The organism is Mesorhizobium sp. USDA 4775, from assembly GCF_054062655.1.
The window spans coordinates 256130-281677 of record NZ_JBSSFM010000002.1; the positions used below are offsets into that span (position 1 = coordinate 256130).

A 25548-nucleotide genomic window follows, 5' to 3' on the forward strand; every position below is an offset into this window, starting at 1 on the left:
TCCGGCACTCATGCCGATCTCAGGCAGAAATTCCACTTATCACTCTGTCCAATTTTGCCGAGCCACCTCTCTCATCCATGACATGGATGTTTATTATCCGAAGAATTGATTTGTTGAATGTGCTTTTGGAAAGCTAACCGTTGGGATCCTCGTGTATCGGGGAGGGCAACGCAGGCTTGGCCAAGGCCGCGGCAAAAAGGGAGAACGATCCGAGACAAATTCCAGGCAAGTTCGCGGGCATGTTGGCTGGTATCCGCCTAGCGCAGGCCGACAGTTCGCATGCTCCTCCGATTCGTCTTCCCAAAGAGAATCACGAAGACTGCGACGAGTTGCGCGAATTGTGCTGCCCACTCAGCAGTCCCGGCGACCCATCCTACATTGATCGGAGATGAAATGCGAACGCTATTGGTTGACCACCATGTGGGTCTTACACGAGCCGTGGAAGTTGCACTTGGGGCTAGCGGTTTCGCCGTTGATGTCGTTCGCACACTGGAACTCGCATCGAGTGCATTATCTTGCGCTAGATATGAAATTCTCCTGCTGGAGTTGGCTCTGCCAGATGGCGACGGCCTGGATTGGCTGAAACAACTAAGGAGTGACGGACATTCAGTTCCAGCTCTCGTTTTGAGCAACGTCGACGATCTTGAGAAGCGAATTGCGATTTTCAACGGTGGCGCGGACGACTTTCTTCTTAAGCCCGTCTCGACCGATGAGCTCATTGCCAGAATGAGAGCCGTTCTGCGACGATCGACACAGATGACCGACCCCATCATTGCATTTGGCAATCTCCATTTCGATCCGATCGGCCGACAGGTCTGCGTTGCCGGTTTCCCGGTGACGGTCGCACGCCGTGAATTATGTATCCTAGAGCATCTGCTCAATCGCGCAGGCCGAATCGTGCCACGCGCCCAGTTGGAAGATCACCTGTATTCATTCAACGATGAAGTATCTGCCAACGCTCTTGAAGTCGGAATCTATCGTTTACGTAGATATCTGTGTAGATCCGGCGCAACGCCACGGATAACAACCGTGCGCGGCATTGGTTATGTTCTCGAATGTGAATAACGCGACATCCGTCGTTGGCCGAATTGAAAGAGAAGACCGCCTTGAAAATCATTCCAACTGATTATCCTGACACCCCTCTGCGACAGCCGCCCGTTGTCGGCCCTATACCTCCTACCGCTTCTCCTCACTTGGGCCTGCTCCTCTGCGCGCTCCTTCTTTCATATCCAGTTCCTGTCCTGGCCCAGGGCATCGAGGACAAAGTTGCGCAGCGCCCAGCTTCCAACGGTATCGATGGCACGCTGAACCTTTCCTCTTCGCTCGGCAAGACCGTCCATTTGCCCGCACCGGCCAGGACCATCTTTGTGGCTGACCCGACGATCGCGGACTATCAGGCAGCCTCGAGCACAACCATCTTCGTATTTGGGAAGAAAACGGGGCGGACAAGCCTATTTGCGCTGGATGACAAAGGCGAGGCTCTGGCCGCGTTGCGTATTGTCGTCACGCAACCCATTGAGGAACTGCGTGCCATGCTGAGCGACCAGGTTGGCGACTCTTCAATCCAAGTGAGCTATACACCGCGGGGCGCAATCCTTAGCGGCACAGCTCGCAATGCGGAACTTGCCGACAAAGCAAAAAGAGTCACAGAGCAATATCTCGGTGACGGTGCACAAGTCGTCAATAACATCAAGGTTGCGGGGTCGTTACAAGTGAATCTGAGTGTAAGGGTAGCGGAGGTCTCCCGCAGCGCTATGAAGGCACTCGGTGTGAATCTGTCCGCCTTTGGTCAAATCGATAATTTCAGAGTGGGTTTGTTAAGTGGGGAAGGGGCCGGCTTTGGTGCAGCGCAGGGTGGCGGGACAGCAGAAATCGGATTCAACAATGGTGCGGTCAACATCGGCGCAGTTCTGGACGCGCTCGCCAAAGAGCACATTGCTTCCGTTCTGGCCGAGCCGAATCTCACCGCGATGTCCGGTGAAACTGCCAGCTTTCTCGCCGGCGGAGAATTTCCCATCCCTGTTTTGCGGGAGAACGGGCAAGTTTCGGTTGACTTCCGTCACTTCGGCGTAAGCTTGGAATTCCTGCCGACCGTTCTCAGCAATAATCGAATCAACATTCACGTAAAGCCGGAAGTCAGCGAACTGACGTCCCAAGGTGCGGTTCAAATCCAAGGTATCTCCGTACCGGCAGTTTCCACACGCCGGGCCGACACAGTCGTCGAACTTGCCAGCGGGCAGAGCTTTGCAATTGGCGGTCTCATCAGGCGCAATGTCAATAATAACGTCAATGCCTTTCCCTTTCTCGGCAAGATTCCGGTCCTTGGAGCCCTGTTTCGATCCTCCTCGTTTCAAAAGGAGGAATCAGAACTGATAATTCTGGTTACGCCTTACATCGTAAGGCCCAGCTCCAGCCCCAAGCAGATGAGCGCGCCGACGGACCAAATGGCGCCAGCTTTGGACGGTGCTCCGACGAATACGCGGGCAATTGCGCCGCGAGGCCACGCAGCCGCCCACGCTGACGCGGCAGGGGCCAAGCGCGGTCGCGGCTTCATAATTGAATAGGTGATTGAATGGTTTCGCGGATCAAAGTTCTCCTTATCACCCTGATAGTCAGCGCAAGTGGCTGCACAAACACTGCGCCGATCTATGTCGAGCCGTCAGCGCCAATCCTTGTCCGATCGGAAACGACCGTCTTGACATTACAGAGTCTTCGCGCTTCCGAACGGCGGCGTTTGCGTGTTTTCCTTGAAGGGACTAGTCGCGGCCGGCGCGATGCCCTTCATCTCCATATCTGGGGTTCGCCCCGGCTCAGCGCAGAGGTAGTTCATCAGGCCAGGCAGATGGGTATTGACACTTACAAAATCCATTTGCTCCATCGAATTGACGGACGGGCTGTCCAAGTAGAAGCGATTGTGTATTATGCCCTCCCACCGGCCTGTCCATCGTACGCTGGTACTTTACTAGGTGACAAATTCTTCGAAGAGACACTGGGCTGTTCGACACGACGTAGCCTAGCTGCGATGGTTAACGATCCGCGCGATTTGCTCGGCAACACGTCTGTCGAGCCGGGCGATGGCGAACGTGCGGCCATACCAGTTGCAACATACAGGTCGGTCGGCGCCAGCAAAGGTCGCTGACTTGCAGCGGGCCAGAACATCATGCGGTGTTGAGCGTCACTATACAGGTTCGGCAATGTATGGCCCGCCCCGTCTGCAAGCGGAATGTTAAAGAGGGCACACCCGGTCTTCACCAATGTATCCGGCCTCAGCGCCTTGGCGCCCTGCCAGATGGAGATTCGCACGCCCGGCTCCTAAAAGATACCCGCCCTCGAAAGGGCCGCTGCCTGCCTACAGGTTTGCCGAACGCCGATCAACCGTTGGGCCTTCTCTGTGTACATCCTCCCGCAAACTTCATGCGGCCAAGCAGTAGCCGGGACGCTCCCGCTCAACCAAGCTCGTTATCCCTTCGAGGCCATTGCGGCTTCGTAAGGGCTCTGGTTCGACATTACGGCTCAAGCGATCTGGGCCAGCTTATTGACGAGCGCAACGACCACGTTAAGAGGTGGCTCGGCAAAATTGGACAGAGTGATAAGTGGAATTTCTGCCTGAGATCGGCATGAGTGCCGGAACAGGAGAATGACGAATGAGCAGCCGCCCACGCCGGAGGCTCTGTCGCAAACCTTTCGGTAAGCGGACTATGACATGGAACGCCCCTCAGCTTTGGAGGAGTACGTGATGTTCAAGGGCCGCCATTTCGACCAGTCGGTGATCCTGCTGTGCGTACGGTGGTACTTGGCCTACAAGCTCAGCCTCCGCGATCTGGAAGAGATGATGGCCGAGCGCGGCTTGAACGTCGATCATTCCACCGTGCATCGCTGGGTCGTGCACTTCTCGCCGCAGCTGCTGGAGCGCTTCAACCGGCGCAAGCGCACCGTCACCGGGAAGTGGCACATGGACGAGACCTACATCAAGGTGCACGGCAAGTGGATGTATCTCTACCGCGCCATCGACAGCGTCGGCGACACGGTCGAGTTCTTCTTCAGCGAAAACCGTGACCTGCCGGCAGCCAAACGCTTCTTCCGCAAGGCCTTTGAGCGCCATGGCCGGCCGGATCGCATCGTCATCGACGGCAGCCAGACAAATCACGAGGCGATCCTTGGTTCTGTCGCAAAGATCGAAACGGGACAAAGGATGGCAGGAATCCGGGTCGGCGTTCTATGCCGTGAGGATGGCGAACTGCTCGGCGATTGAGGGGCTGGGATTGTAGGCATACCTCGCCTGCCGTTTGCGCATCATGTGGATCATCTCGATGCCAGACAGGATAATTTCGGCGGTCGCCTTCGCCTTGAAGCCGAGCATGGAGCTGATGCGGCACTTGATCCGTCGATGATCCTGCTCAATGCGATTGTTGAGGTACTGGCTTTGGCGGGTGCGGATCGGCTTCAGCGATCGCCGCGATCGATCCCGCAAACGGCTTTCAGCATCGCAGGAAAGGATCGCCTCGTGATTTGTCTGGCTGCCGTCGATGACGATGCGATCCGGCCGGCCATGGCGCTCAAAGGCCTTGCGGAAGAAGCGTTTGGCTGCCGGCAGGTCACGGTTTTCGCTGAAGAAGAACTCGACCGTGTCGCCGACGCTGTCGATGGCGCGGTAGAGATACATCCACTTGCCGTGCACCTTGATGTAGGTCTCGTCCATGTGCCACTTCCCGGTGACGGTGCGCTTGCGCCGGTTGAAGCGCTCCAGCAGCTGCGGCGAGAAGTGCACGACCCAGCGATGCGGTTCTGTCGCAAAGATCGAAACGGGACAAAGGATGGCAGGAATCCGGGTCGGCGTTCTATGCCGTGAGGATGGCGAACTGCTCGGCGATTGAGGGGCTGGGATTGTAGGCATACCTCGCCTGCCGTTTGCGCATCATGTGGATCATCTCGATGCCAGACAGGATAATTTCGGCGGTCGCCTTCGCCTTGAAGCCGAGCATGGAGCTGATGCGGCACTTGATCCGTCGATGATCCTGCTCAATGCGATTGTTGAGGTACTGGCTTTGGCGGGTGCGGATCGGCTTCAGCGATCGCCGCGATCGATCGCGCAAACGGCTTTCAGCATCGCAGGAAAGGATCGCCTCGTGATTTGTCTGGCTGCCGTCGATGACGATGCGATCCGGCCGGCCATGGCGCTCAAAGGCCTTGCGGAAGAAGCGTTTGGCTGCCGGCAGGTCACGGTTTTCGCTGAAGAAGAACTCGACCGTGTCGCCGACGCTGTCGATGGCGCGGTAGAGATACATCCACTTGCCGTGCACCTTGATGTAGGTCTCGTCCATGTGCCACTTCCCGGTGACGGTGCGCTTGCGCCGGTTGAAGCGCTCCAGCAGCTGCGGCGAGAAGTGCACGACCCAGCGATGCACGGTGGAATGATCGACGTTCAAGCCGCGCTCGGCCATCATCTCTTCCAGATCGCGGAGGCTGAGCTTGTAGGCCAAGTACCACCGTACGCACAGCAGGATCACCGACTGGTCGAAATGGCGGCCCTTGAACATCACGTACTCCTCCAAAGCTGAGGGGCGTTCCATGTCATAGTCCGCTTACCGAAAGGTTTGCGACAGAGCCCTTCAAACTGGTCATGGCCGCCGCCAGGACATGGCGACGATTGAAAGGACAAAATCAGTTGCCGAAACTCATCGCAGGTGCCAGATTCCAAGATGGAATCGAGGTCATCGAATTGAAGCCGCAGAGCGCCGCTTGATCAGCCTCGTCACCCAAATTCCAGCATAGCTCTCCGATGACTGTGCACAACCTACTGCATCGATTGCAATCCTGATTTTCTTGGGAGCAAATCTTCTCATGGCGGCAGATGAGCTGGACGCGATTGTTTTCGGGATGGCGGTCGAAAGCGTTCGTGCGCTTCCTCTTGGATTCGCGGAAAAAGTCGCAGAAATTGCCAACAGAAGCCACGGCGCCCTGCTTTTTGATTTACGCATCGATGGCGACGTGGAAATGCAGCGGATCGCCGCCGTCCGATATCCAAGCAACCAGACAGGCATTCTGGCGCTGGACAAGCAGGGCTCGGCGATCAGCCATTGGATGGTCAATGGCACTTTCTCCAGTTTTATCGCTCCCTTGGAGGACTGGAACACTCTGCCGCTACCGATGCAGGCCAGGACGAGTATCGCCGGCCCGGCCAGCCTCTTCATCGGCGCCTTACGCAATGCCGGATACATCCCGCGCGGCAGGTCCTGATCCGACGTATTGTTCGGCGATCATATCGTCGAGCCAGTCCGACGTGCCCATTTCAGCGGAGAAGATGGACCATGCTGTAGGGACGTTTCGCTTCCGAGCGGCGCTCTCAGGGACAACCTCTATCGTCGCCTCCCTTCGACAGGAGTTATGTTCCAGATCGCCTCAAGCTTTTGCTCGCGAGTCATGTTGTGCTCGCGCCGGTCTCGTGGGCGATAATGGCGGCTCGCATCTTGTCTGGAGACTGCCGATCCGTGAGGTCGCAAAAGCCGTGAAACCAGCATTCGCGGCCTCGGATCAGGATAGCGAAGAATACGCTGGTCACGTTACCGGCCCTGAACTCTGACATGCCGAACATGCCGGTGCGCATGAAGAGCGGCGGCAGCAAATCGAGCATGAAGTGGTATTCTGACGCGGGTATCTGGAACCACTCGCCTGAATAGGGTGTGCCGGAAAGCGGATCGATGCCGGGCGTGTCTTTGTGGCGGCTGAACAGTTGGAACATCTGCTCGCGGGTGGCGACGCCGTCGAGCACCTTCCTGAACGGTGGATGTGCGGCCATGGGTTCTCCTAAACGAAGGTCAGCCACGCGCGGCATGAGCCGCATCGTGGCAACTGCTTGGCGGTGTTGTGGCTGACGACTGGCCGAGCCTGTGGCCGGCGTGTGCACCGGCGATGACGGGTTTGCAGGAGTTCAGGCGGCGCGTCGTTCGGAGGAACGCGAAGTGTCTTTACCAACCCCGGTGATGGCACGGACGGCGGCGGCGAGCGCCGGGATGTCGTCGAGCATGCCGAGCGCAACGAAGTGGTTGGACCCGCCGGTGTAGTCTTTGCGGCCCTTGCAGGTACGGATCAGGATGCCGTGATCTGAGGACAAGCCGAACTGGCCGACCTGAATGTAGGCGCGGTCATGGTGCAGGGTAATTTCACCGGAAACGGCGATGCCCGCCCTGTTTGAGCGCAGATCAAAGCTGCCTGGTAGCAGGGCAAGTTCGGCGGCCAGTTTCTTCAGCCGTGAACGGGCTGTCGTGTGGAAACGTCTCTTCTGCTGCTCGTCATAGGAGCAGCTTCTTTTCCAATCGAACATGTGAATCTCCATGAAACGAAAGCGCCCGGGATTGCTGTGGCGATCCCGGGCTTGAGAGTGAGTTGCAACTCGAACGGGTCCCGCGGAGGTGCCGGACCCGTGCGGAGCGGGCGCCTAATTATTCGGCAGCCTGCAGCTGGTCCGTTTCGTCGCTGTCGATGGTCACCGGCTTATCGGAGGGCGGAGCCAAATCGTCGGCGAGGAAGGCCGGCAGCTCGCCGGCATCGCCGTCGAGAGGCGCCTCGTCCGACTTGTCGTCGGCCACCGCGTCACCAGCATCCACTCCATCGGCCTCAAGGCGCAGCGGCTCGGGCAGCCAGTTCGATCCTTCGAGAAGACGTGCGGCTTCACGGGCCATGGTGGGATCGTAGCTTTGAGGGCGATCATCGATCGCATCGAGCTCGGCTCCCAGCTGGTCGAGCTTCGCCTCGATTGCTTCGTCGGCATCCTCGGCCTTGGCATAGTCCGCATCCAGCTTGTCATATTCGGCCTTCAGCGCGTCGTAGCGTTCGATCTCCTCGGCGCTGAGTTCCTGCGCCTCGGCGTAGATGCGCTGCATTCCAGCGGTGTGGCCGTAAGGAAAGCTGATCGCCGCCTCGACCCATTTCCAGCCTTCGGCGCTATCGCCTCGGCATCCACCTTCAGCCTGTCGAAGACAAGCTGCTCGAGAAGTGCGGCATCCTGGAACCAGCCGCCGGAATCCTGTTCGAACAGGTCGCGAAGGATGATGCCGCCAGCTGCCTCATAGGCTTCGGCGCCGACATAGACGGCCCGGCGATCATCGGCCTGCACCGTCGTCTCCGTCAGCAGGCGCCTGATGTAGTATGGTTCCTGCGTGTGCGAGCTGGAAATCCGCTCCCAGACCTGTTCCTGGCGCGCGTGATCGTCCGAGATCGAAAACGCCATGAGCTGTTCGAGCCGGATTTCGTCCTTCTCGTAGAGATCGAGAAGTTTCGGTGATATCGAGGCCAGCCGCAGGCGCCGCCTCACCGTCGCCGGCGATACGAAGAAGCGGGCGCCAATCTCGTCGGGATCAAGGCCCTGATCGCTCAGCGTCTTGAAGGCCCGAAACTGGTCGAGCGGGTGTAGGTCGGCGCGCCGCAGGTTTTCGGCAAGCGAATCCTCCTCGGCCGAGGTCTCCTGCCCGCGGTTGACGATGCAGGGGATTGGCTCGTTCTTGGCCAGGCGCTTTTGCTTGATCAGGATGCCGAGCGCGAGGTAGCGCCGGCCGCCGGCGGGCACCTCGAACGGGGACTGTCAGGAATTCCGTGTGCGGGCGGGCATAATGGGTAAAAAGGATTCCCACTATGACCCGACGCAAAGAACCTGCGATACCGAATGATCTTCTCGACCAGCTTCTGGCAGGCGGGGCAGCCAGTGCTGCCTTCGAACAGGGCGGCCTGCTGGATACGCTCAAGAAGGCTCTGACCGAGCGCGCGCTGAACGCGGAGATGGACCATCATCTGGCGAGCGGCGAAGACGCTGGCAACACGCGCAACGGTTATGGCCGCAAGACGGTGACGACCGAGACCGGCAAGCTGGAGATCGATGTTCCGCGTGACCGCCAGTCGAGTTTCGATCCGCAACTGATCGCCAAGTACCAGCGCCGTTTTCCCGGCTTTGATGACAAGATCGTGTCGATGTACGCGCGTGGCATGAGCACCCGGGAGATCACCGGGCACCTGCGCGATCTGTACGGCATCGATGTGTCTGCGGACCTGATCTCAACGGTGACGGACGCCGTGCTCGACGAAGTCGCCACCTGGCAGCAAAGGCCGCTCGATCCGATTTACCCGCTGGTCTTCTTCGATGCGATCCGGGTCAAGATCCGCGATGAAGGGATGGTCCGCAACAAGGCCATCCACATCGCACTGGGCGTGCGCGCCGATGGTGCAAAGGAGGTGCTGGGCCTGTGGCTCGAGCAGAATGAAGGCGCCAAGTTCTGGCTGCGGGTGATGAACGAGCTCAAGAACCGCGGCACGGAGGATATCCTTCTGGCCGTCGTCGATGGCCTGAAAGGCTTCCCGGACGCGATCACCGCTGTGTTCCCGGAGGCGATCGTCCAGACGTGCATAGTCCATCTGCTGCGCAACTCGATGGACTTCGTGTCCTGGAAAGATCGCAAGAGCCTCGCCGGCGCACTCAAGGAAATCTACCGCGCCGTCGATGCCGATGCCGCCGAAAAGGCGCTGGCGGCGTTCGAGGCCGGCCCCTGGGGCCTGCGCTATCCCGCCATCGGCCAGAGCTGGCGGCGCGCCTGGGCCGAGGTCATTCCATTCTTCGCGTTCCCTGACGACGTCCGCCGGATCATTTACACGACGAACTCAATAGAGGCGTTGAACTCGAAACTTCGACGGGCTGTCAGGGCCAGGGGCCATTTCCCCAGCGACGACGCGGCGACCAAGCTGCTCTATCTGATCTTGAACCGATCCGAGAAAGAGTGGAAAATGCCGCCACGTGAGTGGACCATGGCCAAGGCCCAATTCGCTGTCATCTTCGGCGAGCGCTTCATCAGGGCAATGGCTGCATAATGTTCAACAGCCCGCCCGCACACGGAATTCCTGACAGTCCCCCTCGAACGTGCCGGTCTCCTCGCCTTCACCGTCGAGCACCGGACGGACGTTCAGGCTCTGGATCAGCTTTCGCCGTCCGATGTCTTCGGCCAGCTGCTCGATCGACACGCAGTCCTTGATGCGCCGAACATTCTTCTGCGACAGCATCAGCTTGTCGTAGGGAATATTCTCCGCGGCGTTCATCGCGATCTTCTCAATGGCGTTCTTTGCCATGGTCAGGTTCTCCATGACGGGCGGCCCGGGGCCTCTCCCCGAACCTCCAAGCCCGTCAGAACCCCTCCCCTCCCCCCTCTGCCCCGGCTCGCGGATCTCGACGCGATCGTGCCACCCGCGGGGCCTCCAGCACGTTGGCGTCACAGGGTTCTCCCACGAAAAAAGCGCCGTCCTCTTGGCTCTCGGAGGACCGCGCTGGGATCGATGGAGACGGCCGGTAGGCGAGGCCGGCAACGAGAGTTTCGCTGCCGGCCTCCGCAGGATCAGCCTGCGAAATCGAGAAGCCTCTTGGCTTTGCCCTCCATTTCCAGGCGGACATCCTGATGCGGCTTGTCGCGTGCGACCCTCGTGATGCCCTGCACGAAATCAAAGATCGATTCCGGTGGTCTGCCTTCCTCCATGAGAACAGTATCGATGATCTTTGCAGTCTCAGACTTGGAGAATCCGCGCTTGCGCAGGAAGCTCTGGCGATCGTCGTCGTCCCGAGCGACGATCCGTTGCCGCGCTGTCTTGATGCCGTTGACGAACGGCATGGGCGAGGAATCGGCAAACTGGATCAGGGCCGGCTCGGCCTCAAGGGCGAAACGAGAGGCTGCGTATTTTGAATGGCGGATGGTGATTTCCTCGAGATCTTCCACGCCCCACAGATTTCGATTCTGGCACACTGCGCGCAGATAGAAGCTGGCGATCCCGAGGGTGCGGGCTCCGACTTCGGAATTCCAGCAGTAGAAGCCGCGGAAATAGAGATCCGGTTCCCCATTCGGCAACCGCCCGGCCTCGATCGGGTTCAGATCGTCGACGAGGAACACGAAGACATCGCGGTCAGACGCGTAGAGCGTCGTGGTGTCCCTGGAGATGTCGACGTGCGGATTGTATATTCCCGTTGACCAGTCGAGCACGCCGGGTACTTTCCAGCGCGTGTCGCCGGTACCGTTGCCGGCGATCTTTTGCACGGCGTCCACCAGCTCAGAGTCGAATATTCTGCCGTAATCAGGGCCCGTTACCGCTCGCAGTTCGAGGCGTCCGTTCTGGATTTCCAGCGTCTTCACCTGCTCGGCGCGATGGTTGAGGAGACCGTGCTGGAGATTAATCGCCGCGAGCGGAGCAGGAAGCTGGCGAAGATAGGTGGCCGGCGCGCCGACCAGGCTGGCGAGTTGGCCGAAACTCCAATGGGTGGGGGCAACTGGGGCAGGCGCATCGGGTAGCATTAGCCGTAGGCGCTCCGGGTCGTCGCGGCTGGCCTCGACGCGGATCAGCTCACTTTCGACGACGCGGGTCTTGCTGCGCTCCGATCGGCTCTTCACCGAATTCCGAAGGTCGGTGAGCGATAGGTATCGCTCGTCCGCTGGTCGGTTGAACCATTCTGACACGCGGCCGATGCGTTGGCCGCGGCTGACGTCGACCTTGTAACCGGCACGCTCGTTGCGCTTGGGCGTGTGAATTTCCATCTGGGTCATGGGTGTCGCTCCTCGGCGGGCGCCGGAAGACTCTCTCCCGGACCTTTACCCGCCACCGCAACCCGTCCGCCCTCTTCCTCTCCCGGCATCCGCGCTCCGCTAGAAGCGTCGCTATCGCGGCAGCGGCCTCTTCAAGGCCTGCAACCAGGAAGGAATGCTCGACCTTCAGGAAAGCCAGAGCCTGGACCCAGCGCCGCTCCTTCCGGACGCGGCAGAATTCCGCTGGGCTTTCTTGCGCGACAAGACCGAGGCCCCTCCGGATGCAGGTAACAGCCTGCGGAAATTGGAGAGGCAACTGGTCTTGAGATTGGGCAATTGCCAGTTCTGTTCTGGCCCTAGCCAGAAATGTATGAATTGACCCAACGTAATGATACGCGAAGACCCTGATGGTCGGAATTGAAAGTCTAATGGCATGTCGAGCAGGTTCGTCCGGCCCGTGGTGGTACAAGTTGGCCGGCAGGAGCGTGAGCGCGTCATATTCGACGTGAACGACGCAGCCGCTATCCTCCTGCGGAGTTTCCCTCATCAGACGACGAAGCGAAAACTGGCTATGGATGCATGTCTTCAGGTTCTGCGCGGTCAAGCTCAGACGCCGGTTGCGAGACGGGCTTTCGTTGCAGCGGCATTGGAAGCCAAAATCCTGCGCAGCGACTGAGGTCCAAATTGATAGTGGCTCGATGGCTTCCAAAGCAGTGGGGAAAAATAGAGCTTCACAACAGCGAGGCGGTGACCCGGATTTCTAGAGCCGGCAGTAGAGGATCGAGTACTGCCATCGTTGGAAACAAACCGACATCCATCTGCTTGACTCGACAACGGTCAGGATGGCGGCAATATTTACCTCGATCGGAGATGGTATATGCGAGATTTGCCGAGCGGCATCGATGCTGACGTTGTGATTGAAGTCGGTCGGCTTCTCGATGATGCCGAGGATCTCCCGCCGTTGCCGGTGCACGATCTGGTCAAGCGGATTCGTACGACACTGCAGACCCGCCTTTCCGATCAGGAAATCGAAAAACTGGTCGTCGAGATGGCTTCTAAGGACACGTCGATAAATTGCTGAATCGATAAAGCTCGTTTTGGGGGATTCCGAAATCCTGCGTTGCTTTGTAGACATGGGCGGTGATCGATGTCGCCGCTATAAAGCTCCGCTATGATGCGGTTAGCCCCGTGCTGGACGAGCGTGGTCGTCGCCGCTTTGCGGCGGCGGAAGCGCTCACCGCGGGCTGGGGCGGGATCGCGGCGGTGTCCGCGGCAACGGGGATCGCGCGTAGCACCATCGGATATGGATTGCGGGAACTGCGCGGCGCGGCGCCGGATTCAGCTCTTGGCGGCATCCGGCGCAAGGGTGCCGGACGCAAACCTTTGACGCAGACGGATCCGACACTTCTCAGCGACCTGGAAAGGCTTGTCGACCCCGCCACGCGTGGCGATCCGATGTCACCCTTGAAGTGGACATCGAAAAGCTTGCGGAACTTGGCGGCGGCGCTTTGCGCCATGGGCCATCGTGTCGGTCATGACGTCGTCGGTACTCTGTTGAAAACGCTTGGGTATTCTCTTCAGGGCAATCGAAAGACGCTGGAGGGATCGAGCCACGTCGATCGCGACGCACAGTTCCAGCACATCGCCAGGACGGTCAAGGACGCCATTACGGCCGGTCAACCTGCGATCTCCGTCGATACGAAGAAGAAAGAACTCGTCGGCGACTTCAAGAATGGCGGACGTGAATACCGACCGGCCGGAGCACCAGAGCCGGTCCGCGTCCATGATTTCGTCGACCCGAAGCTCGGTCGTGCCGCGCCCTACGGTATTTATGATATCGCCGATGACAAAGGGTGGGTCAGCGTCGGGATCGACCACGATACCGCTGCCTTCGCCGTCAACGCCATACGCTCCTGGTGGATCAGCATGGGGCGTGATCGCTACGCGCACGCTCATACCTTGACGATCACCGCCGACGGCGGCGGAAGCAACGGTTCGCGCGTGCGCCTGTGGAAAGTCGAACTCCAAAAGCTGGCCGACGAGTTGGGGTTGACCATCGCTGTCCTCCATCTCCCGCCCGGCACCAGCAAATGGAACAAGATCGAACACCGCCTCTTCTCGTTCATCTCGAGAAACTGGCGTGGACGACCGCTCACCGATTATCGCACCATCGTCGAACTCATCGGCGCCACAACCTCGACGGCGGGACTGACCGTTCGTTGCGAACTTGATGAAAACCGCTATCCCGCCGGGATCAAAGTCTCCGACGAGGACATGGCCAGCTTGAACATCATTCGCAACGAATTCCACGGTGAATGGAACTATACAATCAAGCCGCAATCCCAAAAATTAGCGCGATAAATTATCGACACGTCCTAATCGTGGAATGCCCATGGTCTTCGACAAGCCTGCATGATCGGAGAGGATGGCCGGTCGTCGTCGCCCCAGTTTACCTGTTTCTCGCGCGCAAGAAAAAGGCCGGACTCGGGGCCGGGCCAAGTGTGAAGGTCAAAACCTCCAGAGGGGAACGCGCCAGACGAATGGGAGGAAACATCCGGCGCACCGCGCATATGGGTCAGCAAAGGTGACACTTCAACGACATGCCGTAGGCCACCAGACTTGTTCTCTTGGTGCACCGAAGCTTGCATGCCTAATGCGATTGCTGAAACGATACGGCTGGTTCAGCCAGCCTTGCTCAGGTTGCCGGCCGACGATTTGCCGGTCCGCCGATCCTGCTCTATCTCATAGTTGATCTTCTGGCCGTCAACGAGCGTCGACAGGCCAGCGCGCTCGACAGCAGAAATATGGACAAACACGTCCTGTCCACCACCGTCGGGCTGGATGAAGCCAAAGCCCTTGGTCGCGTTGAACCACTTTACCGTCCCAGTCGCCATATAGGTATTTCCTTGCCGTAGGTGTCTACAAATCTGCCTGGCCGACCGCACCGGCCGCCGCCGTTCCAGATAGATGCAGCAAATGGGCGTCATGGCAAGTCTGCAGCCTGTTTAGGGGACGTTGGCACCAAGCGGCGTTCCGCTGACCGCAGACGCCAACTCGATAGTTGGCCAATGCCAGCATCGTGTGTTTGGGAACAGGACGCACTGAACTCCTGCCCTGCCATTGCGCCTGGTCGGTCAGACTGCCCAAATAGCCACCAGGACCCCTTGCCGGTCGGCGAAAACCAACGATCCATAAGGCCGCATTGGCTTTGAGCCAGGCGCAAAGCGACAGGCTGCGGGATTGGCGATCGTCATCCGGTCATCCTCGCCGTCGCGCCGTTCGCCTTGAGCGCCGCCATCAGCATCGGCCCGACAGAGAACTGCCCCGCCGTCGCCTTTTCGGTCAGTACCCGCAAATAGCCGCCGGCCGAGTTGATGTGCTGCGCCCTTTGCAGGATGCAGGCAATCACGATCGCCGCGGTCTCCTGGCCCATTACATGGCAAGCCTCCTCATACGCGGACGGCGAAACGCCCAGATATCCCCGCACCTGAGCGGCCGTTATCATGAGGTCGCGCCAATTGCCGATCCCGTCGACGGCGTAGTCGGTAATTTCAGGGCAGGCCTTCAGCACCATCGCCAGCGGGTATGTTTTCGGCGCCTCCGCGGTCCTCGTCCTGGGCTCGGCCGTCGCCCAGCTTTTCTCTAAAGCAGGTTCAAATTCAAAAATAGAGTCGGTATTTGAATCAGATTGCTGCCGCTCGTTTTGAGAGTCATTGCCGCTCAGATTCGTGGATTTCATATGAATTTCCAGCAGCTTATCCACTTCGTCATGCAATGCGGCAAGATCCGCTACGATCGGTTCCAGCTGAGCAATGCAGGCTCGGCGTGGGATTGCCTCCACAACGCCGCGGAAACGCTTCCACAGGCCTCCCCAGTCGCCCGGGACATCTTCGTCAACGGCCGCTTCGATCAGCTTGTGGATGTCTCGGCGGTGCAAGGTGATCCGCTCGCGCATAAGCCTGAGCGCCCGTTTGCCGGCACGAACACATTCAGCCGCGGCCTCGAACTCGTAAGCACGGGCCAGCAGGGGCGCCAGGGAGAAGCCGAATGCTTCCTCGATCTGCCCTCCCCGGCCCTTGCGGGCGTAACGCTTGCCGTTCGGGCTATCCCGACGGATGATCAGCCCGCAGTCAACAAGAGCCGCCAGGTGTCGTCTGACGGTGGGCTCAGGCATTCCGTGCGCCCTAAGCGACAGCTGAGCGTTTGAGGGAAAGACGATGAGGTCGTTTTCCTCACTCAATTCGCTATCAGGATAGAACGATAGCAACGCATTCAGGACGGCCAGAGCACGATCGCCGATGCCGATGATGCTCTTGCCTTCGCAGAGGTTGCGGTAGATCTGCCACTTGTCGACGACCCTGCCCTTGGGGATTTCACGTGAATCGTTTTGCGCTGCCAGCATGGCAAGCGACATCGGCCGCCGCCCAAAGGGCGTCGTTGCAATACCCGTGTCCATTTTCTTTCACCCTCTATCAGGCAAAAGAAATCTGCTCGCCAAAACGACGCCAATGACTCTTGACAGTGATTCGTGGAGATGCGATTCTCAGAGCGCTTAGTTCAGAGAGAGGCTTCCACGGCTTGCCGTTCGGGGGCCTTTTTCTTTTGCGGTTTCAGACTCCTTGTTTCATTGTGGACTTCCGAAAGGCCTCAAACAGGTCGTCCAGTTGTCCGGCGATAAACGCGGCGAAACGCGATCCTTCGGCCTCTCCCACCGCAATCATGGTAGTTTTTCCGTTGTCTTTGAGGCTGACGCTGACTGTTTTGTCTGGAGCAGCCCAGGATTTCATAGCAATCTTGGGCTTTGATGGCTTAGCCGGTCCCGCAGGTACTTTGAACGCGTTTTGATCCAGTGGCAGCGTCTCAAGCAGCATAATGAATCTGTCGTCGGACGTTGCCTCGCGGAACTTGGTTTTGCGAATAAGATCGGAGGCTTTTGCGAGTGAGCCGTCGACGGAATAGCGGTTCGAGAATTCCTGCCATCGTCCTCGACCAATACCGGGAGCTTTACCAATCGATTGCAGTATCTCCTTGTCGACCGAGGACGCGATTTTTATCATCTCGGAGACATGCGATTTTCCTGTCGACAACGAAGCGCAGATGGTGTCCCGTTTGTACCCCGCTTCCTGCTGCGCAAGCGCAAAAGCGCACTTTTCAATGTATGAAAGATCCTCTCGAGCGGTGTTTTCTTCGCCTTGGAAAATGACGGCCTGTTCATCAGTTAACTCGCGGACGGCCGCTTTGAATCCAATCCCGAGCTGCCTAGCTGCCGCTAACCTTCTGCGGCCATAGACGATTTGAAACTCGCCATCCTTGCCTTGTACTGGCCGAACCAATCCAGGCACAATTTGACCGCGCTCCCGCATGGATTCTGTGATCTCAGCAATGGCTGAAATTTCGTAGGCCTCATCATATCGGTCGGTGATAGATGACGGCCGTATTTTGTCGGGATCGAGTTCAATGATCTGTTCGCCTGACCTCAGTAACTTGTCGGCGATATCGCTACGCTCTTGCATTTGGCGAACACCAGCCGCCACCTTCATCAGGTGCGGCGATGACGTGCGGCGGCTAACGCCCTCCTCCGGATTCTCCTCCCCGAGTTGCCCCAAAACAGCAGCAAACATGCCTTTAGAATCTTTACGGCTCACTGTTCACGCCTCCATGCCATTGTGATGAGGCTTTCTATTTCCGCGTTCGCGGCGTTGATCGATTCGATTGCACGATCATAAGTTTTAGGTGCCGAGAACCTCGATCGTTGCACTTCATAGAGGCTTTGCTTCCAAGTAAGAGCGTCCGCAACGGCAGTGGATTTGGAGACCGAATTGAGAAGTAAATCCTCGCGAAACACTTGGCGCATTAGGGCCTGCATGTTGGCTTGCGGGTGGTCGTTGGCCTCAAACTTTGTGATGAGGAATTTGGCGAAATCCCAGCGCGCGCCTGCACCAGCCTGATCCAGGATCTGCATATAAGATGCGGCGAGCTCCAAAAACTTCCCTGTGGAGTCGACATCGAGCATGTGCGCTGGAACTGGGATTAGGACTCCGGTAGCGGCAGTGAGCGACGAAAGCGTCAGGAAATTGAGTGACGGCGCACAGTCGAGAAGAACGATATCGTAGCTATCGACAATCTGTTCCAGGGCCTGTGACACTCGAAGCAGGAAACTGGTTCCTCCACTCTTGCGCATCTCAAGGGTAACGGCCGTTTCGAATTCTGTCAGCTCAAGACCCGCGCAGATGACGTCGAAGCCGATGATATGAGTCTGATGGATAATCTTTTCTGTTGGCACTGGATCATCAAACCGAATCGCCGAGTAGAGGGTGTCACCTTCTCGGTAGTCAAATCCGGGTAACGCTCCCTGCAGACTTGTTAACGACGCCTGGGGATCCATGTCGACTGCGAGAACGCGATATCCCCGTAGTGCCAACCAATGACCTAAATGAATGGTGGTCGCTGTCTTGGACGATCCACCTTTGAAGTTCGTGATCGCGATGATCTGGCAATCCTCGCCTTTAACGCGACGAGGATTAATCCATTTCTTCCGAGCTTTTTCCGCCAGGTGCATCCGAAGGTCCAGCACCTGCTCCACAGAATATAGGCGCTTTCCGGTGGTCGTTGTCTCTGGCTCGGGTCCCTGCCCTTTTAAGGAAACCTGCCGTATGTAAGCTTCGGTCACTCCTAGCAATGCCGCCACTTCCGTCGAAGTGAACTTTCGCATCGTACGAACTGCGTCAGGAGGATACTGTGCCAGCGAAAGATTGTTGAGTGCCTTCTCGAGTTTCGTCGAAAAGGTATTCATGAATTGAAGGCTACTTAGATGCCGCGTCACCCAGATTCTCCTCTTGCACCCAGCGCCTATTGCGAACAAGCTGTTGACGCCACGCCAACTACGCCAACTTTTCGAATTACGCGGTTTTTCCGTTACTGGGCTTATGCCCGATTCGGAGAATTCGGGCAAATGGACATAAGGCAGTTCCCAGCTGGGAACTTTTCGTTTCGCTCGCTTCCCGTGCCATCAAAGTTGCGCATCAGGTATTGAAAAAGACAGCTATGATATTGGTCGCGGATCGTCGGTGTACGAGCGAGCCCTTTGCCCCGTTTTGTTCTCGTAGATAGTCGATGTTGGTTTACCGATTTGCTTGCCAGCGTCGGCGTGCGGCGGCCAGCCCTAAAATCGCAGGCAGCCTTCGGCCCCTGGAGAGATCCCCCACGTTGGAGCGGCAGCGACATTCCCATTGCCACGGCAGGCACAGACCTCGCGCAATCCCTGGGGAGTCACCATCCTTTGCGTCGGAGACGATCGGTTGTGTTTGTGATGCTGTCATGCCACGCCGCTTCCGATGTCACTTCGGTGATCACCCTTACCGGCCCACGCCCCTTTCCGGCATCAAGGGTTAGGATTGTCGCCAGGCGTCCCACTCGTTTTTGACAGCACTCATCGTTTGGCAAGTGGGCGTCCTGTCTATGCGCACATTCTTCCAGTGCGTCGAGGATGTCGCAAGCAAGTGGCTCCGTGTTGGCGACGGATCCTGGAGAGAACCATCGAGAAGCAAACTCCTCGCATGACTCTTAATCGAGCAGAGGCACCATCCGAACTTTGAGTTCCCAGCTGGGAACAACTCTCGAGTTGGAGGCTTGCACGGCACCAACAACCCCGGACCCCTATCAACTTGATGGGTTGGGATTCTGGCTCTCTGGTGGATTGGCGCAGCCGGAGTCTCCTCGGCTGGGGGCGTATCGCTGAAATCCTGACGCCTTAGTTAGATTGACTCGGAACGATCGCGTCGGCGCTGATATTTGCGGGGTCATCTAGGCGGAGGCATGGCCGACTTGCTTTTGCACATAGCGCGTCGTCGACCTCGGCTGACGAGGCGAGGCCGGCGCGCGGCGAGTGGCCAGAAAACTTCTGTCCCCGCTCGCCTTCAGAGTGATCGCCGCGCGCGCCGAGACCAAGGCGGTGCGCTTACCAACTGGGCCGTCTCCTGATAGTTACGCCGCTTGGCGCTAAGCGTTTTGCCCTAACCAGTAACACTGCGGGACCATGGGCGATGCGCGATGCGCGATGCGCGCAAACTTCAACCAGGTCCTGCAGGGCGACAACCGGGCATGTGGCATCGGACGAACCGCGGCCGATCTCGGCCTCGCGCTCGATCTGCGCCACGGCGCCGAGGCCTGCAGCGAGAGCGTGCCCTGCGGCGTCCTTGTGTCGATCGGATCCCGCAGCGAGCGAAAATTCGCACCCTTGGCGGCGATATCCTCGACCACCTCAAGGAAATGGCTGATGGATCGCGCGAGGCCACGAGCGTGGCTCCGATACAGGGGGTTTGACAGGGCAGGCCGGGTGCGAGAGGCGACAAATCCTTCTCCTCGACGTCGCAGCCGGCGGTCTGCAACTCCATTCCTGAGCCTGGGTCACCTGCTCACCGGTAGAGACGCGCATAGCCGATTTGTCGGCCTGTGGAAGCACGACTTTGCGTGTCAGTGGGCATCCGAAGCCCTGGGGAGGGTGTTTGGAAGCAGATTTGCAAGCGCAGAGGATAAGGACAATCGATCCGTTGGAGTAGGCAGCTAGGTGCGTGACCGGGCTGAGTTGCATAACGATTTCATCGCTTGACAAATGTGAAATCACAACGTAAGTAGCATCAGGAGCATAAAGATGAGCGAGAAAATCATCTACCTGCATGGTCAGCCGAAACCGATCGGTCACTTTTTGCGCGTTGGAACCAGCGGTCACCGACAGCTCGAGACCCTGTTGGGTTCGGGAAAGATGATGGTTGATCGGGTCGTGGTGGAAGCCTCGGCGGCTCTGAGGCAACATGATCTCCTGACGGCCATCGCCGAGGTCGGCGGAGAGCTGATCCTGGACACCAATGTCGCCGAGCTTTCGTCGATTGGCCGATTTGGTGGAGCGGCCAAGTCTGCGCCTTGGGCAAATCCTGATAGCGTTCTGACGCCCGACGATCTGCGACCAAACGCGAACCGGGACGTCATCGGCCAGATATCCCGCTTTGCGGTGAAACAGGGCTTTCACGCCGTACAGGCACCTGCGCATGTCCTTGAGGGCTCGACAGACCCGCTTTTTGCCCTCGACTGCGAGGCCACCGCCGCTCTGCGCCGTGCGCTCGATGCGGAAGGAGGCAAGGACATCGCCATCGACTACCCGCTGATGATCAAGAATTCATCCCTTCGCGATCCTGCTCAGCGACGGGCGTTCATAGCCGCGTTGAAGAACGCACCGTTTGACAACCTGTGGTTCCGCGTCTCGGGCTTCGGCGCGGACGCCACGCCGATGGGATTGCGGCGGTACGTAGCAGCCATGATGGACTTTCACAGACTGGAAGTTCCTATCGTGGCCGATGGAGTCGGTGGTCTTGTGGGCGTCGCTATTGCCGCTTTCGGTGCTGCCGGTGGAATTTGTCATGGCGTTGCCGAGAAAGAACGCTTCGATGCCAGCGATTGGTCGAAGCCGCCTCAGACCGGTGGCGGAGGACGCGAGAAGCGTGTTCTAATTGGTGGATTGGATCGCCTCCTCAGCGTGAAACAGGTCGACGCTCTGATGGCTGCACCAGGAGCCAAACCTCTGCTGAGCTGCCACGATCGATCATGCTGTCCGAATGGACTGAGCGACACGTTGAAGGATCCAAAGGCGCACTATCTGCGCCAGCGCGCTCGCCAGATCCGAGAACTGTCGGCGGTGCCCGACGCGCGACGTCCGCAGCATTTTCTTGAAAAGGAGCTGGCTGCGGCGGAACGGGTCGCGCGGTCGGCCGCAAAGCTCAAGGTATCGGACGAAGGCTTATCGGAGGTGCTACAGCGCAGTAGCGACCGGCTAGAAAAGATGCATGCGGTTCTGGAGTCCTTGAACGGCACGATTGCCGGCCAGCCAAGGGCTCCTGTCCCACCGCGGCGGCAGGGGAGGGGTGCGAGCGTGGCCTCGCACCGCAGGTAAAAACATGAGCACAGCTGTAGCACGAATTCTGGACGATCTTCGGTCTCGGGGAGGCCTGCAGGGCAAGGACATCGCCAACATTGTCGATGTATCGACCGCGACTGTGTCGCGGTGGTCGCACGGCAACGGCTCTCCAAATCTTCGAACCCAGACGGTCATTGCTGATCTGCGGTACGTTGTTGATCGCCTCTCTGACTTTTATACGGCCGATGAAACTCGGCTTTGGCTGCATTCGCGCCATCCTCTTCTCAACAACGAGCGCGCGATTGATCTCATCAATGCCGATCGTACCCAGGAAGTCCTGGCGGTGATTGAACGCCTCGACGCCGGCGCTTACATCTGAGGCGACGCGTGGAGCGAAGGGCGCGAGATCTTGAACTGCTTGACCTGCTTGACACGCACAAGGGCGTGTCATTCGAGGGGAATGTCTGGCGCATTGTCCGCGAGGAACGCGAGCCGCTGCTGGGCTATCCGGCTGGGGCTCGTTGGGATCCGGGCTCGTTCGACGTGCTCTACACCTCGCTGGAGCGGGAGGGCTCACTCGAGGAGATTCACTTTCATCTAAGCCGTCAACCGGTCTTTCCGTCCAAAATTCGATCGGTCTTGCATCAGATTTCGGTCCGCACCCAACGGACGCTTCGAATTGCCAACCTGGCAGAGTTGAAGGCACTTGGGATAACGCCGGAAACCTATGGGTCGCTCTCCTATCAGCGCACGCAGGAAATTGGGGATGCGGCCGCCTTCCTCGGATTCGATGGCATTTTGGCGCCAAGCGCGCGATGGCCGTGTCAGAACCTCGTTCTCTTTACCGAGCACTTCACACCGGCGGATCTTATTGTCGTCAGCTCGGAGCCGGTCGATTGGGACGACTGGAGAAAGCGAAGAAACACCCAGCGACAGCACCGCGACCACCAATCTTGAACCTAGACTAGTAGGGCAGGGGAGGGCTTTTGTTCCCTACAGACCGCTCGCCTTGGTGAGATTGACCCGGAAGCGATCGCGGCGGCGCTGGTACTTGCGGGTCATCTCGGCACTTGAGTGGCCGAGCTGCTTTTGCACGTAGCGTTCGTCGACCTCGGCCGAGGAGGCGAGACCAGACCTTAATGAATGGCCGGCAAACAGCTTGCTGCGCTCGCCCTCGGGCAGGTCGCCGCGGACGCCGGCGGCCAAGGCGGTCCGCTTGACTAGGCGGGCGACCTCCTGGTCGTTGAGTCGATCGGCGCCGACAACCTTGCCCTGGCCGGTGACGCGCCGGAACAGGGGGCCGTGCGCAATGCGCGCGAGCTTGAGCCAGGTCTCCAGCGCCACGACCGGACAAGTCGTGTCGGATGAGCCACGCCCGACTTCAACCTCACGCCAGCCGGTCTTGCCGCGCAGGCGCAGCAGCATGCCCTTGTCGAGAATCTCCAGCCAGCCGCGGCCGTCCTCGGTCTGGTCGCGGCCACAATCCAGGCCGACAACCTCGGAGCGGCGCAGGCCGCCGGCAAAGCCGATGAGCAGCATGGCGCGGTCACGTAGGCCGCGCAGGGTGCCGCGGTCGAGCGTTTCCAGCATGGCAATCAGATCCTCGGGCAACACCGCCTCCTTCTGCCGAGGCGGGGCGGCGTGCTTGTTGCGTATGCCGGCCATAACGGTGGCGATGTGGCGGTCCTTCCTGTCCAGCGGCTGGCCGCGCTGAGCAAAATTCCAGGTCAGCGACGAGAGACGTCGCTCGATCGTCGACACGGAGTTCGGTTTTTTGTCTCCCGTCGCCTTACCGGACGCGCAAGCCGTGATGTAGAGGCCGACAGTCTGCGGTTCTGGCGGCACCACCTCCAGACCTTGGCGGCGCGCCCAAGCGCAAAAATGCTTCCAGTCCGAGGCGTAGGCACGACGCGTGTTGGTGGAACTCGCCGCTTCGACATAGTCGCGCGCGCGATCCGCGAGCCCTGCAAGGTGGGCTGGCAAATGGGATGGCGGCTGCATTCCGCCGACCGGCAGTGCAGGGGAGGGCGGCTCGTCCGACGCTTCGCTGCCGGCGCGGTCCATCTCCATGACGAGATCGACGATGTCGGGCAAATCGTCGGCCGGCAGCGGAGCAGGGGAGTGCTTGGAGAGTGCTGGCGTGCTGAGGGACGGCGCTGAGCGGTCCTTAGGACTATTTTCGGGGTTTTGCTCGACGATAGGGGGCATTTGCGCACTAAGCCCGATAACGACTGATAAGGCAACATTATCATTCGTGTTAGTGCTCTGACAGGCTGTGCGTTTTGGTGCGAAAATCATCGCCAAAAGCGCACCGGCACTTTATCCTCCAATTCATGATTCGCCTCGATCCCGCGACCGCCAACTCCTCTGCGCCGCCCTCCGTTACGGCTTGGGCGCTGGCAAACGCCGGCGCGCCGAGCGACGCTGAAGCTGCCTTCCGGGCCGGCGCCGCCGTGGCTGCCCTCGACACGCTCGCCCGCGCGCAACCGAGCTGGTCCGGCGCCTGGCGCCAGCGGCTGGTGCTCAATTGCGCCACCACCGGCATGCGGCTTGCCGGCCGCGCCGAGGACGCGGCCGCCTTGCGCGACGCCTGGCACCTGCGCCCGGCCGGCGCCGATCCCGGCCCCGCCGGCGCCGTCTTTGGCGCCTGGCGGCAGTTGGCCGGGCAGCCGCCCGTCGCTACCCCCGACCGACTCGAAAAGATACTCGACCAGCTGGGTCTCCATTGGGACGTCGAGGCGCTAGCCGCGCTTTGTGAACACATCGACGGCCTGGCGCGCTCGGGGCGGCCGGCGCCATTCGCCGCGGCGGCGATCGCCGCTTATGTCGTCACCGTGCGTCCCGATGCCGAGCTTTTGGCCTGGTGGCTCGCCGACCTGGTGCTGGCGCAATGCCTGCGCTGGCCGCGACCGCTGCCGCTGTTGATGGCGCAGGCCTTTGGCCCGTCCTTCCGCGCCGAGGCCGGCGGCGGCAAGCGCATCCGACCCGGCGAAGAAAGTTTTGAGCGGGCGGTCTGCGTCGCGCTGGTTCAAGCGGCGGCGGATGCCTGCCGGCTGGCCGCGGATTTGTCGCGCCGTGCCGAAAAGCTCCTGGCGGTGGCGCCAAAACTGCGCGCCAGGGGCGCCGGCGACGTGATTTTTTTGCTCCTGAATGAAGATGCCGTCTCGGGCTCGCTGACGACGAAAAACCTGTCGCGTTTCGCGGCGCGCCGCCTTTTCGACCGTCTGCAGCAACTCAATGCCGTGCGCGAGCTCTCCGGCCGCGCCACCTTCCGGCTGTTTGGGCTCTAGCGATGAGCCAAGCGTCTGCCCGTCGTAGGCCGACCGATCAACCGGCGCTGCTGGACACCGAGCTGGAACACCTGCCGCCGGAGCTGCGCTGGCGCGAATGGATGGGCCGCGTCGAAGCGGTGATCTTTGCCGCCAGCGAACCGGTGACACGTAGTGTCCTCGCGCGGGTGGTGGGGAAGAGCTGCAATCTCGAGCTGATCATCGACGACATCCGCGCCGAGCTCGCCGGCCGCCCCTACGAGCTGGTCGCGGTCGCGGGCGGCTGGCAGCACCGGACCAAAAAGGCCTTTGGAGACATCATACACGCCGCATTTGGCACGGTAGGGCAGGGGACAAAAGAACTGTCGCAGTCGGAGGCGCTCGTTCTGATGTGCATTGCCTATTTCCAGCCGATCACGCGTGGCGAGCTGTCGTCCTTCTTCGGCAAGGAGGTGTCGCGCGATCTGATCGGCGTGCTGCGCGCGCAGGACCTCATCGCCTCGGGACCGCGCTCGCCCCAGCCGGGCGCGCCCTACACCTATGTGACGACGAAAACCTTTCTCACGCAGTTCGGGCTCGACACGCTTCGCCAGCTGCCGGATTTCGAGGCACTCGAGGACGCCGGGCTGCTTTCAAAGGAGAAGCTGCTTGCGGGGTACATCATGCCCGAGTTTTCAGACCGCGCTGACGAAAAACCAGAGTAGCGCGCTTGCCGATAGGCACATTCTCGTGACGACCACCGACGATAAAAGATCTTGGGATCACCGGTGCCCGTCGAAGCGCGTTTGCTTGCCATGGGACTTCTGACGGTCGCGGATCCGGCCACTTC

At 59.5% G+C, this 25548-nt stretch carries 22 protein-coding genes and 6 pseudogenes; 15 read left to right on the plus strand and 13 right to left on the minus strand.

Going from position 1 to position 25548, the window contains the following annotated elements; translation table 11 throughout:
• The first annotated feature begins 393 nt into the window (after nucleotides 1-393).
• The 4 genes and pseudogenes from ACVILI_RS33140 to ACVILI_RS33155 all read left to right on the plus strand — a co-directional run.
• Complete coding sequence (locus ACVILI_RS33140; protein ID WP_084791841.1) at nucleotides 394-1065, plus strand: winged helix-turn-helix domain-containing protein; 672 nt, start codon at nucleotides 394-396, stop codon at nucleotides 1063-1065.
• 41 nt (nucleotides 1066-1106) lie between these two features.
• On the plus strand, nucleotides 1107-2564 hold the full coding sequence (locus ACVILI_RS33145; RefSeq protein WP_084791881.1) for a type II and III secretion system protein family protein: 1458 nt from the start codon (nucleotides 1107-1109) through the stop codon (nucleotides 2562-2564).
• An 8-nt stretch (nucleotides 2565-2572) separates the two neighbouring features.
• Nucleotides 2573-3139, plus strand: a complete 567-nt coding sequence (locus tag ACVILI_RS33150) for a CpaD family pilus assembly lipoprotein (protein WP_084791842.1) — start codon at nucleotides 2573-2575, stop codon at nucleotides 3137-3139.
• Nucleotides 3140-3736: 597 nt separating this feature from the next.
• Nucleotides 3737-4159 (plus strand): annotated as a pseudogene (locus ACVILI_RS33155) (IS6 family transposase); the annotation flags it as partial.
• 57 nt (nucleotides 4160-4216) lie between these two features.
• Here the strand turns inward: ACVILI_RS33155 and ACVILI_RS33160 are convergent.
• A pseudogene (locus ACVILI_RS33160) lies at nucleotides 4217-4783 on the minus strand (IS6 family transposase); the annotation flags it as partial.
• A 55-nt stretch (nucleotides 4784-4838) separates the two neighbouring features.
• Nucleotides 4839-5537 (minus strand): IS6 family transposase, encoded by a 699-nt coding sequence (locus ACVILI_RS33165; RefSeq protein ID WP_457102804.1) that lies wholly within the window; start codon nucleotides 5535-5537, stop codon nucleotides 4839-4841.
• Nucleotides 5538-5608: 71 nt separating this feature from the next.
• Here ACVILI_RS33165 and ACVILI_RS33170 point away from each other — a divergent pair.
• Nucleotides 5609-5743, plus strand: a pseudogene (locus tag ACVILI_RS33170) (IS256 family transposase); the annotation flags it as partial.
• 98 nt (nucleotides 5744-5841) lie between these two features.
• Nucleotides 5842-6237, plus strand: coding sequence for a hypothetical protein (locus ACVILI_RS33175; protein ID WP_038654851.1), 396 nt, complete (start codon nucleotides 5842-5844; stop codon nucleotides 6235-6237).
• A 181-nt stretch (nucleotides 6238-6418) separates the two neighbouring features.
• Here the strand turns inward: ACVILI_RS33175 and ACVILI_RS33180 are convergent, their stop codons facing one another.
• From ACVILI_RS33180 to ACVILI_RS33190, 3 genes and pseudogenes are all read right to left on the minus strand, one after another.
• The gene (locus tag ACVILI_RS33180; RefSeq protein WP_240565500.1) at nucleotides 6419-6796 is read right to left on the minus strand and encodes a DUF1419 domain-containing protein; all 378 of its coding nucleotides are present in this window, start codon (nucleotides 6794-6796) and stop codon (nucleotides 6419-6421) included.
• 132 nt (nucleotides 6797-6928) lie between these two features.
• Nucleotides 6929-7321, minus strand: a complete 393-nt coding sequence (locus ACVILI_RS33185) for a hypothetical protein (RefSeq protein ID WP_240565501.1) — start codon at nucleotides 7319-7321, stop codon at nucleotides 6929-6931.
• Nucleotides 7322-7682: 361 nt separating this feature from the next.
• Nucleotides 7683-8563: pseudogene (locus ACVILI_RS33190) on the minus strand (ParB/RepB/Spo0J family partition protein); the annotation flags it as partial.
• Nucleotides 8564-8628: 65 nt separating this feature from the next.
• Here ACVILI_RS33190 and ACVILI_RS33195 point away from each other — a divergent pair.
• A complete protein-coding gene (locus ACVILI_RS33195; protein ID WP_038649879.1) occupies nucleotides 8629-9852 on the plus strand; it encodes an IS256 family transposase in 1224 nt (407 codons plus the stop codon).
• Between the two features lie 12 nt (nucleotides 9853-9864).
• Here ACVILI_RS33195 and ACVILI_RS33200 read toward each other — a convergent pair.
• Together ACVILI_RS33200 and ACVILI_RS33205 are read right to left on the minus strand one after the other, a co-directional pair.
• Nucleotides 9865-10107, minus strand: a pseudogene (locus tag ACVILI_RS33200) (DNA-binding protein); the annotation flags it as partial.
• 263 nt (nucleotides 10108-10370) lie between these two features.
• The gene (locus tag ACVILI_RS33205) at nucleotides 10371-11564 is read right to left on the minus strand and encodes a DUF932 domain-containing protein (RefSeq protein WP_240565503.1); all 1194 of its coding nucleotides are present in this window, start codon (nucleotides 11562-11564) and stop codon (nucleotides 10371-10373) included.
• 412 nt (nucleotides 11565-11976) lie between these two features.
• Between ACVILI_RS33205 and ACVILI_RS33210 the strand changes: the two genes are divergently transcribed.
• The 3 genes from ACVILI_RS33210 to ACVILI_RS33220 all read left to right on the plus strand — a co-directional run bounded on the left by ACVILI_RS33210 (nucleotide 11977) and on the right by ACVILI_RS33220 (nucleotide 13904).
• Nucleotides 11977-12219: a DUF982 domain-containing protein gene (locus tag ACVILI_RS33210; RefSeq protein WP_038654839.1), complete on the plus strand. Its 243-nt coding sequence runs from the start codon at nucleotides 11977-11979 to the stop codon at nucleotides 12217-12219.
• 201 nt (nucleotides 12220-12420) lie between these two features.
• The gene (locus tag ACVILI_RS33215; protein WP_240565504.1) at nucleotides 12421-12624 is read left to right on the plus strand and encodes a hypothetical protein; all 204 of its coding nucleotides are present in this window, start codon (nucleotides 12421-12423) and stop codon (nucleotides 12622-12624) included.
• Between the two features lie 59 nt (nucleotides 12625-12683).
• Nucleotides 12684-13904: an ISAzo13 family transposase gene (locus tag ACVILI_RS33220; protein ID WP_038650363.1), complete on the plus strand. Its 1221-nt coding sequence runs from the start codon at nucleotides 12684-12686 to the stop codon at nucleotides 13902-13904.
• A gap of 320 nt (nucleotides 13905-14224) precedes the next feature.
• On the opposite strand, the gene ACVILI_RS33225 is transcribed toward ACVILI_RS33220, so the two are convergent.
• From ACVILI_RS33225 to ACVILI_RS33245, 5 genes and pseudogenes are all read right to left on the minus strand, one after another.
• Nucleotides 14225-14437, minus strand: coding sequence for a cold-shock protein (locus ACVILI_RS33225; RefSeq protein WP_091586566.1), 213 nt, complete (start codon nucleotides 14435-14437; stop codon nucleotides 14225-14227).
• Nucleotides 14438-14793: 356 nt separating this feature from the next.
• Complete coding sequence (gene repC, locus ACVILI_RS33230; RefSeq protein WP_457102794.1) at nucleotides 14794-15999, minus strand: replication initiation protein RepC; 1206 nt, start codon at nucleotides 15997-15999, stop codon at nucleotides 14794-14796.
• A 154-nt stretch (nucleotides 16000-16153) separates the two neighbouring features.
• The gene (gene repB / locus ACVILI_RS33235; RefSeq protein WP_038654833.1) at nucleotides 16154-17188 is read right to left on the minus strand and encodes a plasmid partitioning protein RepB; all 1035 of its coding nucleotides are present in this window, start codon (nucleotides 17186-17188) and stop codon (nucleotides 16154-16156) included.
• Nucleotides 17185-18366, minus strand: coding sequence for a plasmid partitioning protein RepA (gene repA, locus ACVILI_RS33240; protein WP_038655379.1), 1182 nt, complete (start codon nucleotides 18364-18366; stop codon nucleotides 17185-17187). The genes repB and repA overlap by 4 nt, the downstream gene beginning before the upstream one ends.
• Before the next feature lie 917 nt (nucleotides 18367-19283).
• A pseudogene (locus ACVILI_RS33245) lies at nucleotides 19284-19683 on the minus strand (integrase); the annotation flags it as partial.
• Nucleotides 19684-20193: 510 nt separating this feature from the next.
• On the opposite strand from ACVILI_RS33245, the gene ACVILI_RS33250 reads away from it, so the two are divergent.
• Genes ACVILI_RS33250 through ACVILI_RS33260 form a run of 3 tightly spaced genes read left to right on the plus strand, consistent with a single transcriptional unit; the run spans nucleotide 20194 to nucleotide 22407 of the window.
• Complete coding sequence (locus ACVILI_RS33250) at nucleotides 20194-21486, plus strand: hypothetical protein (protein ID WP_038655376.1); 1293 nt, start codon at nucleotides 20194-20196, stop codon at nucleotides 21484-21486.
• 4 nt (nucleotides 21487-21490) lie between these two features.
• Nucleotides 21491-21829, plus strand: a complete 339-nt coding sequence (locus ACVILI_RS33255; protein WP_038655373.1) for an antitoxin Xre/MbcA/ParS toxin-binding domain-containing protein — start codon at nucleotides 21491-21493, stop codon at nucleotides 21827-21829.
• Between the two features lie 8 nt (nucleotides 21830-21837).
• Nucleotides 21838-22407, plus strand: coding sequence for an RES family NAD+ phosphorylase (locus tag ACVILI_RS33260; protein ID WP_038655370.1), 570 nt, complete (start codon nucleotides 21838-21840; stop codon nucleotides 22405-22407).
• A 36-nt stretch (nucleotides 22408-22443) separates the two neighbouring features.
• On the opposite strand, the gene ACVILI_RS33265 is transcribed toward ACVILI_RS33260, so the two are convergent.
• The gene (locus ACVILI_RS33265) at nucleotides 22444-23658 is read right to left on the minus strand and encodes a site-specific integrase (protein WP_038655367.1); all 1215 of its coding nucleotides are present in this window, start codon (nucleotides 23656-23658) and stop codon (nucleotides 22444-22446) included.
• Between the two features lie 125 nt (nucleotides 23659-23783).
• On the opposite strand from ACVILI_RS33265, the gene ACVILI_RS33270 reads away from it, so the two are divergent.
• Complete coding sequence (locus ACVILI_RS33270; RefSeq protein ID WP_091586632.1) at nucleotides 23784-24740, plus strand: DUF1403 family protein; 957 nt, start codon at nucleotides 23784-23786, stop codon at nucleotides 24738-24740.
• A 2-nt stretch (nucleotides 24741-24742) separates the two neighbouring features.
• Nucleotides 24743-25423: an SMC-Scp complex subunit ScpB gene (gene scpB, locus ACVILI_RS33275; protein ID WP_038654660.1), complete on the plus strand. Its 681-nt coding sequence runs from the start codon at nucleotides 24743-24745 to the stop codon at nucleotides 25421-25423.
• The last annotated feature ends 125 nt before the right edge of the window (nucleotides 25424-25548 follow it).

Coding starts and splice junctions, on each gene's coding strand:
- ACVILI_RS33140 (WP_084791841.1), top strand. CDS start 394: ATGCGAACGCTATTGGTTGACCACCATGTGGGTCTTACACGAGCCGTG.
- ACVILI_RS33150 (WP_084791842.1), top strand. CDS start 2,573: ATGGTTTCGCGGATCAAAGTTCTCCTTATCACCCTGATAGTCAGCGCA.
- ACVILI_RS33165 (WP_457102804.1), bottom strand. CDS start 5,537: ATGTTCAAGGGCCGCCATTTCGACCAGTCGGTGATCCTGCTGTGCGTA.
- ACVILI_RS33175 (WP_038654851.1), top strand. CDS start 5,842: ATGGCGGCAGATGAGCTGGACGCGATTGTTTTCGGGATGGCGGTCGAA.
- ACVILI_RS33180 (WP_240565500.1), bottom strand. CDS start 6,796: ATGGCCGCACATCCACCGTTCAGGAAGGTGCTCGACGGCGTCGCCACC.
- ACVILI_RS33185 (WP_240565501.1), bottom strand. CDS start 7,321: ATGTTCGATTGGAAAAGAAGCTGCTCCTATGACGAGCAGCAGAAGAGA.
- ACVILI_RS33195 (WP_038649879.1), top strand. CDS start 8,629: ATGACCCGACGCAAAGAACCTGCGATACCGAATGATCTTCTCGACCAG.
- ACVILI_RS33205 (WP_240565503.1), bottom strand. CDS start 11,564: ATGACCCAGATGGAAATTCACACGCCCAAGCGCAACGAGCGTGCCGGT.
- ACVILI_RS33210 (WP_038654839.1), top strand. CDS start 11,977: ATGTCGAGCAGGTTCGTCCGGCCCGTGGTGGTACAAGTTGGCCGGCAG.
- ACVILI_RS33215 (WP_240565504.1), top strand. CDS start 12,421: ATGCGAGATTTGCCGAGCGGCATCGATGCTGACGTTGTGATTGAAGTC.
- ACVILI_RS33225 (WP_091586566.1), bottom strand. CDS start 14,437: ATGGCGACTGGGACGGTAAAGTGGTTCAACGCGACCAAGGGCTTTGGC.
- repC (WP_457102794.1), bottom strand. CDS start 15,999: ATGGACACGGGTATTGCAACGACGCCCTTTGGGCGGCGGCCGATGTCG.
- ACVILI_RS33250 (WP_038655376.1), top strand. CDS start 20,194: ATGAGCGAGAAAATCATCTACCTGCATGGTCAGCCGAAACCGATCGGT.
- ACVILI_RS33255 (WP_038655373.1), top strand. CDS start 21,491: ATGAGCACAGCTGTAGCACGAATTCTGGACGATCTTCGGTCTCGGGGA.
- ACVILI_RS33265 (WP_038655367.1), bottom strand. CDS start 23,658: ATGCCCCCTATCGTCGAGCAAAACCCCGAAAATAGTCCTAAGGACCGC.
- ACVILI_RS33270 (WP_091586632.1), top strand. CDS start 23,784: ATGATTCGCCTCGATCCCGCGACCGCCAACTCCTCTGCGCCGCCCTCC.
- scpB (WP_038654660.1), top strand. CDS start 24,743: ATGAGCCAAGCGTCTGCCCGTCGTAGGCCGACCGATCAACCGGCGCTG.